Raw genomic sequence first — 14052 nt, 5'->3', positions numbered from 1 at the left:
GGCACCGGCTGTCGGTGGCACGTGACAGGATCGGAGACGTACGCCACAGGACGACCGCTCAAGGGAGAGCGCGATGGTCAGCAAGCCGCCCGCCGGTGACCCGGTCCAGGACGCGCCGCGCGTCGGCCCGCCGCAGCACGCCGCCGCCGGCCTGCCCGCCGTCGGGCACACGCTGCGGATCGCCCAGGAGCAGATGGGGCCGCTGCGTACGGCCCGGACCCTGCTCAAGGTCAATCAGAAGGACGGCTTCGACTGTCCCGGCTGCGCCTGGCCGGAGGGCGAGAAGCGCCATGTGGCCGAGTTCTGCGAGAACGGGGCGAAGGCCGTCGCCGAGGAGGCGACGCTGCGCCGGGTGACCCCCGCGTTCTTCGCCGCGCATCCGGTGGCGGAGCTGGCCTCCCGCAGCGGTTACTGGCTGGGGCAGCAGGGCCGGATCACCGAGCCGGTGTATCTGCCCGAGGGAGGCGACCGGTACGAGCCGGTGACCTGGGAGCGCGCGTTCGCGATCATCGCCGAGGAGCTGCGGGCGCTCGGTTCCCCGGACGAGGCGCTGTTCTACACCTCGGGGCGCACGAGCAACGAGGCGGCGTTCCTGCTCCAGCTGTTCGCGCGCGAATTCGGCACGAACAACCTGCCGGACTGCTCCAACATGTGCCACGAGTCGTCCGGGTCGGCCCTGACGGAGACGCTCGGCGTCGGCAAGGGCAGCGTCTCGCTGGAGGACCTGCACCGGGCGGACCTGATCGTCGTCGCCGGGCAGAACCCGGGCACGAACCACCCCCGCATGCTGTCGGCGCTGGAGAAGGCGAAGGCGGCGGGGGCGCGGATCATCTCGGTCAACCCGCTGCCGGAGGCGGGTCTGGAGCGGTTCAAGAACCCGCAGACCCCGCAGGGCATGCTGAAGGGCGCGGCGCTCACGGACCTCTTCCTCCAGATCCGGATCGGCGGCGACCAGGCCCTGTTCCGGCTGCTGAACCGGCTGGTCCTGGAGACGCCCGGCGCGGTGGACGAGGCGTTCGTGCGGGAGTGCACGCACGGGTTCGAGGAGTTCGCGGCGACCGCCCGGGAGGCGGACTGGGAGGAGACGCTCACCGCGACGGGACTGACCCGTGCGGAGATCGAGAAGACCCTGGAGATGATCCTCGCCTCGAAGCGGACCATCGTCTGCTGGGCGATGGGGCTCACCCAGCACAAGCACGCGGTGCCGACCATCCGGGAGGTGGTCAACCTGCTGCTGCTGCGCGGGGCCGTGGGGCGGCCGGGTGCCGGTGTCTGCCCGGTCCGCGGCCATTCGAACGTGCAGGGCGACCGCACGATGGGCATTTTCGAGCGGCCCGCGCCCGCGTTCCTGGACGCCCTGGACAAGGAGTTCGGGATCGTCTCCCCGCGCCACCACGGCTTCGACGTGGTCCGTTCCATCCAGGCGCTGCGGGACGGCCGGGCGAAGGTGTTCTTCGCCATGGGCGGCAACTTCGTGGGGGCGTCCCCGGACACCGAGGTCACCGAGGCGGCGATGCGCAACGCGCGGCTGACCGTCCACGTCTCGACCAAGCTGAACCGCTCGCACGCGGTGACGGGCCGGCGGGCGCTGATCCTGCCGACGCTCGGCCGTACCGATAAGGACGTGCAGCGGTCGGGACGGCAGGTCGTGACGGTCGAGGACTCGATGGGCCTGGTGCACGCCTCGCGGGGCAATCTGCCTCCGGCGAGTCCGCATCTGCTCTCCGAGCCGGCGATCGTGGCCCGGATGGCGAGGGCCGTGCTGGGGGCGGAATCGGCCACCCCGTGGGAGGAGTTCGAGGCCGACTACGGGGCGATCCGGGACCGGATCGCGCGCGTGGTGCCCGGTTTCGAGGACTTCAACGCCCGGCTCGCGGCGCACCCGGGCGGTTTCGCGCTGCCGCACGCGCCGCGTGACGAGCGCCGGTTCCCGACGGCGACCGGCAAGGCCAACTTCACGGCCGCGCCCGTGGAGTACCCGAGGGTGCCGGAGGGCCGGCTGCTGCTCCAGACGCTGCGCTCGCACGACCAGTACAACACCACGATCTACGGTCTGGACGACCGCTACCGGGGGATCAAGGGGGGCCGCCGGGTCGTCCTGGTGCACCCGGACGACGCGGCGGCGCTGGGCCTGGCGGACGGGGCGTTCGCGGACCTGGTGAGCGAGTGGACGGACGGCGTGGAGCGGCGGGCCCCCGGCTTCCGGGTGGTGCACTACCCGACCGCGCGGGGCTGCGCGGCGGCGTACTACCCGGAGACGAACGTGCTGGTGCCGCTGGAGGCCACGGCGGATGTGAGCAACACCCCCACGAGCAAGTCGGTGATCGTGCGTCTGGAAGAATCGGCCCCCGCCTAAGCGTTCGCTCAGGCGGATCGAGCCGTACGAGGACGAACGGAGCCGGGCATGGGTGAGCAGCAGCACGTGAAGTTCCCGCAGGAGGTCATCGAGGAGTACGCCGCGCTCGGCGTGGACCTGCCGGCCCTGTTCTCGGCCGGACACCTGGGGAACCGGATGGGTGTGCAGATCCTGGAGGCCTCGGCCGAGCGGGTCGTCGGCACCATGCCCGTGGAGGGCAACACCCAGCCGTACGGGCTGCTGCACGGCGGCGCGTCCGCGGTGCTGGCCGAGACCCTGGGGTCGATCGGCTCCATGCTGCACGGCGGCGTGTCGAAGATCGCCGTGGGTGTGGACCTCAACTGCACCCACCACCGCGGGGTGCGCAGCGGGCTCGTGACGGGGGTCGCGACGCCGGTGCACCGGGGCCGGTCCACCGCCACGTACGAGATCGTGATCACCGACGAGCAGGACAAGCGGGTCTGCTCGGCCCGGCTCACCTGCATGCTGCGGGAGGTCACCCCGAAGGACGCGGGGGACCTCCCGGAGGCCGGCCGGGCCTGATCCCGCGCCGCGCGGTCCGGCGCGTGACCCGGTGGGGCGCCGTCCGGAGCCCCACCGGCCCGCCGCCCGTGCCGGCCTGGTACGCCCCGGGTCCCACCGGCCCGCCGGCCGTACCGGCCGCGCCCGCGGACCCGGCCGTACGTACGCCCGGAGGGGGCGGTGCCGTGGAGCACCGCCCCCTCCGGCGTTCCGGCGTTCAACTCCGCCCCGTTCCCGCCCTCTTGCCCGGCGCGGCGGCAGGCGCTTCACTGGCGAACCTCCCCCCACAGGAGAACACCGGTTCCACTCATCCACCGAGGGGTTCTTCGTGACCGCCGTTCGCACCACCTCCGCGATGACCGCCGTCACCGCCGCCGCCTGCGCGGCCGTGATCGCCACCGCGATCCCGTCCGCCGCGATCAACTCGTACAACGCGGCTCCCGCTCCCGAACGCACCGAGGTCGGCGCGCTCGTCGCGACCTGGGACGACGACGGGAATCCGGCGACGCCGGACCGGGTCGACTGGGTCTGCTCGGGCACCATGATCGACGCGGACACCTTCTTGACCGCCGCGCACTGCACGACCGACTGGCCGGACAACGTCCGCTTCCACGTCTCCCTGGACCAGGACGTCCAGGCGGGTCTGGACCGGGCGGCCGCCCAGCATCCCGGCGACCCGGCTGCGGTCGCACGCAGCGTGGCCGTCGAGGGCACCGCCCACAACCACCCGGGCTACCCGGGTCCGGCCTCGGACACCCACGACATCTCCGTGATCGAGGTCCCCGCCCGGGCCATGAAGGCCCGCTGGTCCTTCACCCCGGCGAGCCTGCCGAAGGCCGGCGCGCTCGACGCGCTCGGCGCGCAGGGGTTGAACTCCACCTCCTTCCTCGTGGCCGGGTACGGCACGCGGGAGTCCGAGCGCGGACCGGGCGGGCACACCCACCCGGGCGGCGGCGTCCGGATGAAGGCGCCGGTCACCTTCAACGCGCTCAACGAGGCATGGCTGCGGCTCGGCATGACGGCCCCGCAGGGCAACGGCGGTGCCTGTTACGGCGATTCGGGTGGCCCCAACTTCGCGACGCTGGGCGGGCGGCTGACCCTGGTCGCCACCACGATCACCGGTGACACGCCCTGTTACGCCACGAACGTCACGTACCGGCTGGACTCCGCCGGTGCCCGTTCCTTCCTGAAGCCGTTCGTCCAACTCCCGTGATACAGGCGGCCCTTCGGCCGGCCAGGGCCGCGATCGCCGCGGTCCTGGCCGGCTGCCTGCTCCCGCCGGCCGCCGGCTGCGGCGCGCCGCGGGAGCCGGCGCCGCGGGCGAGCTCCCCGGCGGACGTGTGCGCGCGGCTGATCGCGTACTGGGTGCGGGAAGCGCTGGCGGGCAGCCCGTGGGCGGGGCTCGACTGGGAACAGAAGGGCCTGTCGAACGAGCAGTACGCGATCCACGACGAGGTGCTCGTGGCGGCACGGGCCGAGGAGCGGCGGTCCGGGCGCGCGGCGGCACAGGGCCTCGCCGAACGCGAGGCGCGCCGTCGCTGCGAGGCGGCCGGCGGGGCGACGGGAAGCTCGGAGAACTGGCGACCGCCCGGCACGGCGAGCACGCGGGGGGAATGATCCCGGCCGGATCACCGGCCCCGCGATGATCACCCTCCGTAACATTTCCGCAATGCGCGGCCGGGGTGTTCCCGTCCACCCGTCCGTCCGCTGGCGCCGGGCCCCGTGTCCGATATCCGGAGACCCTTCTCGGGCTGCCGTCAGGAGCAAGATCCGCTCAAGCCCCTTAGCGGAACTGCGGGTTCTCAGTATGTGAACACTGCGCTACCGACCGCTGTGCCCGCATTTGCCCACCACTTGCACACGGCATCCGCCCGTCGGCATAACAAGACAGTCACATCATGACCTCGGCGCTCCCCGCCGTTCCCCAGCTGCGCCTAGAGTCACGGCCAGTCACCGCGCCGCCGGGCGCTTCCACTGCACGGCCCGGCTCGACCCCGTACGGCCCGGCATCGAAAACGGCACCTCCAGCTTCACGCTTCACGGCACCGCCTCAGCTCGAGGGGGCCGCGCCAGGGAAAGGATTCTTCGTGCGACACCGTTCACTGCTCATCCTCACCAGCGTTCTCACCACCGGAGCGCTCACCCTCACCGCCTGCGGTTCGCGCGACGACAAGGGCGGCTCCGGCAGCGGTGACGGCAACGGCGGCGGTGGCACGACCGTCGTCATCGGCGTCGACGCACCGCTGACCGGCTCGCTCTCCGCGCTGGGCCAGGGCATCAAGAACTCGGTGGACCTGGCGGTCAAGACCGCCAACAAGAACAACGAGGTCCCCGGCGTCACGTTCAAGATCGAGGCCCTGGACGACCAGGCCGTCCCCGCCTCCGGCCAGGCCAACGCCACGAAGCTGGTCGGCAACAAGGACGTCCTCGGCGTCGTCGGCCCGCTGAACTCCGGCGTCTCCCAGCAGATGCAGGGCGTCTTCGCCGCCGCCAACCTGGCCCAGGTCTCCCCGGCCAACACCAACCCGGCGCTCAGCCAGGGCGACAACTGGGGCAAGGGCGAGTTCAAGCGCCCCTTCAAGACCTACTTCCGTACCGCCGCCACCGACGTGGTCCAGGGCAAGTTCGCCGCCCAGTACCTCTTCAAGGACGCCGGCAAGAAGAAGGTCTTCGTCGTCGACGACAAGCAGACCTACGGTGCCGGTCTCGCGGCGATCTTCTCCGCCGAGTTCAAGCGCCTCGGCGGCCAGGTCGTCGGCACGGACCACGTGACGGTCAAGGAGACCGACTTCTCCTCCACCGCCGACAAGGTCAAGTCCTCCGGCGCCGACTCCGTCTACTTCGGCGGCCAGTACCCCGAGGGCGGCCTGCTCTCGGACCAGATCAAGAAGACCGGCGCCAAGATCCCCGTCATGGGCGGCGACGGCATCTACGACCCGGCCTTCATCAGCGCCTCCGCCGAGGCCAACGACGGTGACCTGGCCACCTCGATCGGCTACCCGGTCGAGAAGCTCGACACCGCCAAGAAGTTCATCGCGGACTACAACGCGGGCGGCTACAAGGACCCGTACGCGGCCTACGGCGGCTACTCCTACGACGCCGGCTGGGCGATCGTCCAGGCCGTCAAGTCCGTCGTCCAGTCCAACGGCGGCAAGCTGCCGTCCGACGCCCGCGCCAAGGTCACCGACGCCCTGGGCAAGGTCTCCTTCGACGGTGTGACCGGCAAGGTCTCCTTCGACGAGTACGGCGACACCACCAACAAGCAGCTCACGGTCTACAAGGTCCAGGGCGGCAAGTGGATCGACGTCAAGAGCGACACCTTCAACCAGTAGTCATCGCCCCGGCGGCCGGCCGGGAACCCCGTTCCGCCTGATCCACGCCGCGCGAGGGCGCAAACAGCGCCCTCGCGCGGAGTCTTATCCGACAAGCTCATCGGAGGCCTGCGGTGCACGAACTGCCGCAACAGCTGGCCAACGGCCTGGCCCTCGGTGCTCTCTATGGTCTCATCGCCATCGGGTACACCATGGTCTACGGCATCGTCCAGCTCATCAACTTCGCCCACGGCGAGATCTTCATGATCGGGGGCTTCGGAGCCCTCACCACCTACACCGCTCTCCCGAGCGGAACGTCCCTGCTGGTGGCGATACCGCTCATGATCGTCGGTGGCGCGATAGCCTCCGTGGCCGTCGCCACCGCCGCCGAGCGGTTCGCCTACCGGCCGCTGCGCGGTGCGCCCCGGCTCGCGCCGCTCATCACCGCGATCGGCCTGTCCATCGCGCTCCAGCAGCTGGTCTGGCAGTTCTACCCGGACGCCAAGAAGGCCGTGAGCTTCCCCGAGTTCACGGGTGAGTCCTTCCAGATCTTCGGGAACCTCGCGATCCAGCGCGCCGACGCCTTCGTGCTCGTCCTCGCCCCGCTGTGCATGCTCGCCCTCGGCCTCTTCGTCTCCAAGAGCCGCAGCGGCCGCGCCATGCAGGCCACCGCGCAGGACCCGGACACCGCGAAGCTGATGGGCATCAACACCGACCGCATCATCGTCATGGCCTTCGCCATCGGTGCCGCGTTCGCCGCCGTCGCCGCCGTCGCGTACGGCGTCGACAAGGGCCAGATCAACTTCGAGATGGGCTTCATCCTCGGCCTCAAGGCCTTCACCGCGGCCGTCCTCGGCGGCATCGGCAACATCTACGGAGCGATGATCGGCGGCGTCGTCCTCGGCATCGCCGAGTCCCTCTCGATCGCCTACATCGAGGACATCCCCGGCATGCAGCAGCTCGGCGGCGGCGCCTGGGCCAACGTGTGGGCCTTCGTCCTCCTCATCCTCGTGCTCCTCGTGCGGCCGCAGGGCCTGCTGGGCGAGCGCGTCGCGGACAGGGCGTGAGCACCATGACCGAGAACCCGACCAAGACCCCCGCCGCGGCCCTGTCCCCCGCGCTGCTCTGGACGATCACCGGCGGCAGCCTCGCCACCGTCGCCAGCACCTTCCTCGCCTGGACGTGGACCACCGCCTTCCCCGGCAACCTCACGCTGTACGGCTACCCGGCACCGCTCCAGATGCTGACGCTCGTCGGTGCCGTGCTCACCGCCCTCCACGCGCTCTCCGCGCTGGGCGTCAAGGGCCTCGGCTGGCTGACCCCGGCCGGCGCCCGCAAGGCCCTGTGGATCCTGGCCCTCGGCACCTTCGCCACCACCCTCTTCACCGCGCTCGCGATCATCGTGGAGCTCGGCGCCCTGGTGGACCTGGAGCCCGGCGCCGGTGTGGCCGTCCTGGCCTCGGCCGTCCCCGCGGCCGTCGCGTACAAGCTGCCGGACGACACCCGCAAGCCCGCCCCCGCCAAGCCGCTGCCCTCCTGGGCCGAGATCCTGGTCATCGTCGCGGTCTTCGCGCTCGGCCTCTTCGTCGTCACCTTCGGCATCGACACCGAGGACTCCGAGCCGCAGCTGTTCATCGCGTACCTGATCATCGTCGGTTTCGCCGCCACGGCGCTGATGAAGTCCGGTCTCTTCGCGCGGCTCTCGGCGATCACCGCCCGCAACCGCCAGGTCGCGGTCACCGCCAGCCTCGTCGCCGCCATCGCCTTCCCGTTCATCCAGCAGAGCGGCGACACGTACACGCTGATCGCGGTCAACATCCTCATCTTCGCGACGGTCGCCCTCGGCCTGAACATCGTCGTCGGCCTCGCGGGCCTGCTCGACCTCGGTTACGTCGCCTTCCTCGGCGTCGGCGCGTACACCGCGGCCCTCGTCTCCGGCGCGACCTCCTCCGCCTTCGGCGTCCAGTTCCCCTTCTGGGCGGCGGCGCTCACCGGCATGGCGGCCTCGCTGGTCTTCGGTGTGGTCATCGGTGCTCCGACCCTGCGGCTGCGCGGCGACTACCTCGCCATCGTGACCCTCGGCTTCGGCGAGATCTTCCGCATCGCCATGGGCAACCTCGACGGCACCTCGGGCCCCCAGATCACCAACGGCCCCAACGGCATCCCGAACATCCCGCAGCTGGAGTTCTTCGGCTACAACTTCGGTGAGTCGCACACGGTCCTCGGGGTGGAACTCGGCGCCTACGCCAACTACTACCTGCTGATGATCCTGGTCATGGTCCTGGTCGTCATCGTCTTCGCCCGCGCCGCCAACAGCCGCATCGGCCGTGCCTGGGTCGCCATCCGCGAGGACGAGACCGCCGCCACCGCCATGGGCATCAACGGCTTCCGGGTCAAGCTGATCGCCTTCGCCCTCGGCGCGGCCCTGGCCGGCCTGGCGGGCACCGTCCAGGCCCACGTCAACACCACGGTGGTCCCCGAGAACTACGTCTTCGCCGGTCCCGTGCCGCCGAACTCGGCGTTCCTCCTCGCCGCCGTCATCCTCGGCGGCATGGGCACCATCACCGGGCCCATCCTCGGCTCCGCGCTCCTCTTCCTGATCCCGGCCAAGCTGCAGTTCCTCCAGGACTACCAGCTCCTCGGCTTCGGCATCGCGCTGATCCTGCTGATGCGCTTCCGCCCCGAGGGCCTGATCGCCAACAAGCGGGCGCAGCTGGAATTCCACGAGAACGACGAGCAGCCCGGCGTACCGGAGCCGCGGCCCGCCGCCGATCCGATCGCCGGAACCTCGAAGGCGGGGGCGTGAACGCCATGACGACCACCACCAAGGAAACCGCCACCGGCACCGCCACGGCCGCCCCCGTCCTGGAGGCGAGCGGGGTCACCATGCGCTTCGGCGGCCTGACCGCCGTGCGCGATGTGGACCTCACGGTCCGCGAGGGCGAGATCGTCGGTCTGATCGGCCCGAACGGTGCCGGCAAGACCACCTTCTTCAACTGCCTGACCGGTCTGTACGTCCCCACCGAGGGCCAGGTCAGCTACAAGGGCACCGTCCTGCCGCCGAAGCCGCACCTGGTCACCCAGGCCGGCATCGCCCGTACCTTCCAGAACATCCGCCTCTTCTCCAACATGACGGTCCTGGAGAACGTCCTCGTCGGCCGGCACACCCGGACCAAGGAGGGCCTGTGGTCCGCGCTGCTGCGCGGTCCCGGCTTCAGGAAGGCGGAGGCCGCCTCGCGCGAACGGGCCATGGAACTCCTGGAGTTCGTGGGTCTGGCGAGCAAGGCCGAGCACCTGGCGCGCAACCTCCCGTACGGCGAGCAGCGCAAGCTGGAGATCGCCCGCGCGCTCGCCAGCGACCCCGGTCTGCTGCTGCTCGACGAGCCGACGGCCGGCATGAACCAGAGCGAGACCCGCACCACCGAGGAGCTGGTCTTCGCGATCCGCGACCGCGGCATCGCGGTCCTCGTCATCGAGCACGACATGAAGTTCATCTTCAAGCTGTGCGACCGGGTGGCGGTCCTCGTCCAGGGCGAGAAGCTCGTCGAGGGCACCTCCGAGGTGGTCCAGGGCGACGAGCGCGTCGTCGCCGCGTACCTCGGTACGCCGTACGAGGGCGCCCCGGGCGCCGAGGAGGCGGCGGAGGTCGAGGCGGCCGAGGCCCACGCGGCCGCGGAGGCCCGGGAAACCGAAGAGGCCCAGGAAGCCGAGGAGGCCGGGAACGCCGCCGCCCCGGAGGTCACCGAGACCGACGAGGACACGGCGCCGGAGGACACCGCGCCCTCCGACGACACCCCCGCCGCCGGGACCGGCAAGGCCTCCGGCGCGGACAGCACCACCGAAGGAGACTCCAAGTGACCGCGCTTCTGGAGGTCGAGGACCTCAGGGTCGCCTACGGCAAGATCGAGGCCGTCAAGGGCATCTCCTTCTCCGTCGAGGCGGGCCAGGTCGTCGCCCTGATCGGCACCAACGGCGCCGGCAAGACCACGACGCTGCGCACCCTCTCGGGTCTGCTCAAGCCCACCGCGGGCAAGATCGTCTTCGACGGCCAGGTGCTCAACGGCATCCCGGCCCACAAGGTGGTCGCCCTGGGCCTGGCGCACTCCCCCGAGGGCCGGCACATCTTCCCCCGGCTCACCATCGAGGAGAACCTGCAGCTGGGCGCGTTCCTGCGCAGCGACAAGGACGGCATCGCGCAGGACATCCAGAAGTCCTACGACCTCTTCCCGATCCTGGGAGAGCGCCGCAAGCAGGCCGCGGGCACCCTGTCCGGCGGTGAGCAGCAGATGCTGGCGATGGGCCGTGCCCTGATGTCCCGGCCCAAGCTGCTCATGCTGGACGAGCCCTCCATGGGTCTGTCGCCGATCATGATGCAGAAGATCATGGAGACGATCGCGACCCTGAAGTCCGAGGGCATGACGATCCTGCTCATCGAGCAGAACGCGCAGGCGGCCCTGTCCCTGGCGGACCAGGGCTACGTCCTGGAGGTCGGCACGATCAAGCTGTCCGGCACCGGCCGCGACCTGCTGGTCGACGACGACGTCCGCAAGACGTACCTCGGCGAGGAGTAACCGCCCGCAGGAGACGAGAAGGCCCGCCCCGCAGCGTCGCGGGGCGGGCCTTCTCCGTACGTCCGGTGCGCTACTGGCCCTTGGCGGCCTTCTTCTCCTCGGCGTCCTCGATGACGGCCTCGGCGACCTGCTGCATCGACATGCGGCGGTCCATGGAGGTCTTCTGGATCCAGCGGAAGGCGGCCGGCTCGGTGAGGCCGTACTGGGTCTGGAGGATCGACTTGGCCCGGTCGACCAGCTTGCGGGTCTCCAGGCGCTGCGAGAGGTCCGCGACCTCCTTCTCCAGGGCGCGCAGCTCGGCGAAGCGGGAGACGGCCATCTCGATGGCGGGCACCACGTCGCTCTTGCTGAAGGGCTTCACCAGGTACGCCATGGCTCCGGCGTCCCGGGCCCGCTCGACGAGCTCGCGCTGCGAGAAGGCGGTGAGCATGAGGACCGGGGCGATGGACTCGCCGGCGATCTTCTCGGCGGCGGAGATGCCGTCGAGGACGGGCATCTTCACGTCGAGGATGACGAGGTCGGGCCGGTGCTCGCGGGCGAGCTCGACGGCGGTGGCTCCGTCACCGGCCTCGCCGACGACCGTGTAGCCCTCTTCCTCGAGCATCTCTTTGAGGTCGAGGCGGATGAGCGCCTCGTCCTCGGCGATGACGACGCGGGTCGTCAGCGGCGGGACGTGGGACGCCTCGGCGTCGTCGGCGGGCTGGGGCGACTCGGGGGCGGTCACGCGGGCTCCTCGTTCGATGGCCTCGTTCCGGAGGCGGATACAGCTCCCCATGAGCCTACCCACCTCCTGTAAGGTAGGGGCACGGCGGGTGATCATCTGCCTTTGTTTCAAAGGGAGCCCCGGTAGCCCAGCGGTAGAGGCAGTGGTCTCAAACACCATCCAGCGTGGGTTCGAATCCCACCCGGGGCACATTACCTTCGATTCCTAGGACTGAGATCCTCCGCGGACCGACCCGGACGGGCCGGTCGGCAGCGGGCCGTCCCGTCACTTCAGCGGTTCGCCGATGTGATGCACCCGGACCAGGTTGGTCGAGCCCGGGACACCGGGCGGGGAGCCCGCCGTGATCACCACGATGTCGCCCTTCCGGCAGCGGCCGATCCGCAGCAGTTCCTCGTCCACCTGCGCCACCATCGCGTCCGTGGAGTCGACGTGCGGACCGAGGAAGGTCTCCACGCCCCAGGTCAGGGTGAGCTGGGAGCGGGTGGCCGGGTCCGGGGTGAAGGCGAGCAGGGGGATCGGGGAGCGGTAGCGGGAGAGGCGTTTGACCGTGTCGCCGGACTGGGTGAAGGCGACGAGGAACTTGGCTCCGAGGAAGTCGCCCATCTCCGCCGCCGCGCGGGCGACGGCCCCGCCCTGGGTCCGGGGCTTGTTGCGCTCGGTCAGCGCGGGGAGGCCCTTGGCGAGGACGTCCTCCTCGGCGGCCTCCACGATCCGGCTCATGGTGCGGACGGTCTCGACCGGGAAGCGGCCGACGCTGGTCTCGCCGGAGAGCATCACGGCGTCGGTGCCGTCGATGACCGCGTTGGCCACGTCGGAGGCCTCGGCGCGGGTGGGCCGGGAGTTGTCGATCATCGAGTCCAGCATCTGCGTGGCGACGATGACCGGCTTGGCGTTGCGCTTGGCCAGCTTGATCGCCCGCTTCTGGACGATGGGCACCTGCTCCAGGGGCATCTCGACGCCGAGGTCGCCGCGGGCCACCATGATGCCGTCGAAGGCGGCGACGATCTCCTCGATGTTCTCGACCGCCTGCGGCTTCTCGACCTTGGCGATGACGGGGAGCCTGCGGCCCTCCTCGTCCATGATCCGGTGGACGTCCTCGATGTCCCGGGCGCTGCGGACGAAGGAGAGGGCGATGACGTCCGCGCCGGTGCGCAGGGCCCAGCGCAGGTCCTCCACGTCCTTCTCGGACAGGGCGGGGACGGAGACGGCGACACCGGGCAGGTTGAGGCCCTTGTGGTCGGAGACCATGCCGCCCTCGACGACACGGGTGCGGACGCGGGGGCCGTCGACGGAGGTGACCTCCAGGGTCACCCGGCCGTCGTCGACGAGGATGCGCTCGCCGGCGGTGACGTCCTCGGCGAGTCCGGCGTAGGTCGTGCCGCAGAGGTGGCGGTCGCCCTCCATCGCTTCGACGGTGATGGTGAACTCGTCGCCGCGTTCAAGGAGTACGGGCCCCTCGCGGAAGCGGCCGAGCCGGATCTTCGGGCCTTGAAGGTCGGCGAGGACGCCGACGCTGCGGCCGGACTCGTCGGCGGCCTTGCGGACGCGCTGGTAACGCTCCTCGTGCTCGGCGTAGGTGCCGTGGCTGAGGTTGAGTCGGGCCACGTCCATGCCGGCCTCGATCAACGCCTTGATCTGGTCGTATGTGTCGGTGGCGGGCCCAAGGGTACAAACGATTTTCGCTCGGCGCATGAGTCGAGCCTAGGGCTTACCGACCGGTAGGGAATGGGGGCGGCATGACGACTCAACAACCTTTCCATGAAAGGTTGTTGACAAGACTTGAATCTGTGCGGCGAGGTGCTCCGATGAGCGTTTTCCGGGCTCCGGGACCGCTCGTCTCACAGTGCGGGCGGCGCCATGGTGAAGCGGGCGACCACCCCGGCCGTCACCGTCTGCCGCTGCGGTTCGAGGTCCAGTGGCGGGGGCCCGTCGGGCGCCCCCGCCGCGTACCCGACCATCTCCGGCCCGAAGGCGGCGCGGCCCGCGAAGGAGGGTTCCGCGAGCCCGGCGTCCGAGAGTTCGAGGAGTGAGGCGAGCGAGGTGCCGAGCGCCTCCGCGTAGGCCCGTGCCCGCTGGACCGCCTCGGTCACCGCGAGCCGGCGCGCCTCCGCGTACACCGGGGAGGCCGGGCGCAGCCCCCACCAGGGTCCTTCGACGGCCGTCTGCTCCAGGTCCGCGAGCCGGGTCACCAGTTCCCCGAGGACGGTGAAGTCGGACAGTTCGGCGGTGATCCGCACCCGGCCCCGGTAGGCGTGGACGCGCTCGCCTCGTCCCTTGCGGGCGGTCTCGGGGGCGATCGAGAGGCTGCCCGTCTCCACCTTCTCCACGGCCGGGCCCTGACCCTTGACCAGGTCGAGCACCTGGGCGTTGCGCCGGGTGAGGTCCGTGAGCGCCGCCTGCCGGTCGGGCCCACGGGCCGTCACGGTCACCCAGATCCGGGCCACCTCCGGGTCGACCTCCAGGCGTCCCTCACCGCGCACCGTCACCTGCGGCGCCTCCGGGGTCGCGTGCCGTTCCGTCACGTTGTGCCTCCTCCGCCTCGGCGACGGTCGCCCGCCGCACACTTTC

The 14052-nt window shown here is 70.7% G+C and carries 12 protein-coding genes and 1 tRNA gene; 10 read left to right on the top strand and 3 right to left on the bottom strand.

Annotation, left to right across the window (positions count from 1 at the left end; all coding sequences use genetic code 11):
- Positions 1 to 73: 73 nt before the first annotated feature.
- From ACFY60_RS13740 to ACFY60_RS13700, 9 genes are all read left to right on the top strand, one after another.
- Entirely contained in the window at positions 74 to 2356 is a 2283-nt protein-coding gene (locus ACFY60_RS13740; protein WP_388611436.1) for an FdhF/YdeP family oxidoreductase, read from the top strand.
- 48 nt (positions 2357 to 2404) lie between these two features.
- On the top strand, positions 2405 to 2899 hold the full coding sequence (locus ACFY60_RS13735) for a hotdog fold thioesterase (RefSeq protein ID WP_309051200.1): 495 nt from the start codon (positions 2405 to 2407) through the stop codon (positions 2897 to 2899).
- 307 nt (positions 2900 to 3206) lie between these two features.
- Entirely contained in the window at positions 3207 to 4091 is an 885-nt protein-coding gene (locus tag ACFY60_RS13730; RefSeq protein ID WP_388611434.1) for a trypsin-like serine protease, read from the top strand.
- Positions 4088 to 4495 carry a hypothetical protein gene (locus ACFY60_RS13725; protein WP_388611432.1) on the top strand — a complete coding sequence of 136 codons (408 nt, stop codon included), beginning with the start codon at positions 4088 to 4090 and terminating at the stop codon, positions 4493 to 4495. Before ACFY60_RS13730 ends, ACFY60_RS13725 begins: the two co-directional genes overlap by 4 nt.
- Before the next feature lie 470 nt (positions 4496 to 4965).
- Positions 4966 to 6210 (top strand): branched-chain amino acid ABC transporter substrate-binding protein, encoded by a 1245-nt coding sequence (locus ACFY60_RS13720; protein WP_388611430.1) that lies wholly within the window; start codon positions 4966 to 4968, stop codon positions 6208 to 6210.
- Between the two features lie 113 nt (positions 6211 to 6323).
- Positions 6324 to 7256, top strand: coding sequence for a branched-chain amino acid ABC transporter permease (locus ACFY60_RS13715; RefSeq protein WP_309054656.1), 933 nt, complete (start codon positions 6324 to 6326; stop codon positions 7254 to 7256).
- Positions 7257 to 7261: 5 nt separating this feature from the next.
- Positions 7262 to 8995, top strand: coding sequence for a branched-chain amino acid ABC transporter permease (locus ACFY60_RS13710; protein WP_388611740.1), 1734 nt, complete (start codon positions 7262 to 7264; stop codon positions 8993 to 8995).
- A 5-nt stretch (positions 8996 to 9000) separates the two neighbouring features.
- Positions 9001 to 10047, top strand: a complete 1047-nt coding sequence (locus tag ACFY60_RS13705; protein WP_388611738.1) for an ABC transporter ATP-binding protein — start codon at positions 9001 to 9003, stop codon at positions 10045 to 10047.
- Positions 10044 to 10760 carry an ABC transporter ATP-binding protein gene (locus tag ACFY60_RS13700; RefSeq protein WP_388611428.1) on the top strand — a complete coding sequence of 239 codons (717 nt, stop codon included), beginning with the start codon at positions 10044 to 10046 and terminating at the stop codon, positions 10758 to 10760. The genes ACFY60_RS13705 and ACFY60_RS13700 overlap by 4 nt, the downstream gene beginning before the upstream one ends.
- A gap of 70 nt (positions 10761 to 10830) precedes the next feature.
- On the opposite strand, the gene ACFY60_RS13695 is transcribed toward ACFY60_RS13700, so the two are convergent.
- Positions 10831 to 11484: a response regulator gene (locus ACFY60_RS13695; protein ID WP_309052391.1), complete on the bottom strand. Its 654-nt coding sequence runs from the start codon at positions 11482 to 11484 to the stop codon at positions 10831 to 10833.
- A gap of 116 nt (positions 11485 to 11600) precedes the next feature.
- On the opposite strand from ACFY60_RS13695, the gene ACFY60_RS13690 reads away from it, so the two are divergent.
- A tRNA-Leu gene (locus ACFY60_RS13690) sits at positions 11601 to 11673 on the top strand.
- A 75-nt stretch (positions 11674 to 11748) separates the two neighbouring features.
- Here ACFY60_RS13690 and pyk read toward each other — a convergent pair.
- Together pyk and ACFY60_RS13680 are read right to left on the bottom strand one after the other, a co-directional pair.
- Positions 11749 to 13176: a pyruvate kinase gene (gene pyk / locus ACFY60_RS13685; protein WP_388611426.1), complete on the bottom strand. Its 1428-nt coding sequence runs from the start codon at positions 13174 to 13176 to the stop codon at positions 11749 to 11751.
- A gap of 146 nt (positions 13177 to 13322) precedes the next feature.
- The gene (locus ACFY60_RS13680; protein WP_388611424.1) at positions 13323 to 14006 is read right to left on the bottom strand and encodes an SIMPL domain-containing protein; all 684 of its coding nucleotides are present in this window, start codon (positions 14004 to 14006) and stop codon (positions 13323 to 13325) included.
- Between the last annotated feature and the right edge of the window lie 46 nt (positions 14007 to 14052).

The sequence above is a fragment of the Streptomyces sp. NPDC012827 genome (assembly GCF_042900905.1).
GTDB classification, from domain to species: domain Bacteria; phylum Actinomycetota; class Actinomycetes; order Streptomycetales; family Streptomycetaceae; genus Streptomyces; species Streptomyces gulbargensis.
Note: the sequence above shows the minus strand (reverse complement) of the source record. Positions and strands in the feature narration are given on the sequence as shown.

Coding starts and splice junctions, on each gene's coding strand:
- ACFY60_RS13740 (WP_388611436.1), top strand. CDS start 74: ATGGTCAGCAAGCCGCCCGCCGGTGACCCGGTCCAGGACGCGCCGCGC.
- ACFY60_RS13735 (WP_309051200.1), top strand. CDS start 2,405: ATGGGTGAGCAGCAGCACGTGAAGTTCCCGCAGGAGGTCATCGAGGAG.
- ACFY60_RS13710 (WP_388611740.1), top strand. CDS start 7,262: ATGACCGAGAACCCGACCAAGACCCCCGCCGCGGCCCTGTCCCCCGCG.
- ACFY60_RS13705 (WP_388611738.1), top strand. CDS start 9,001: ATGACGACCACCACCAAGGAAACCGCCACCGGCACCGCCACGGCCGCC.
- pyk (WP_388611426.1), bottom strand. CDS start 13,176: ATGCGCCGAGCGAAAATCGTTTGTACCCTTGGGCCCGCCACCGACACA.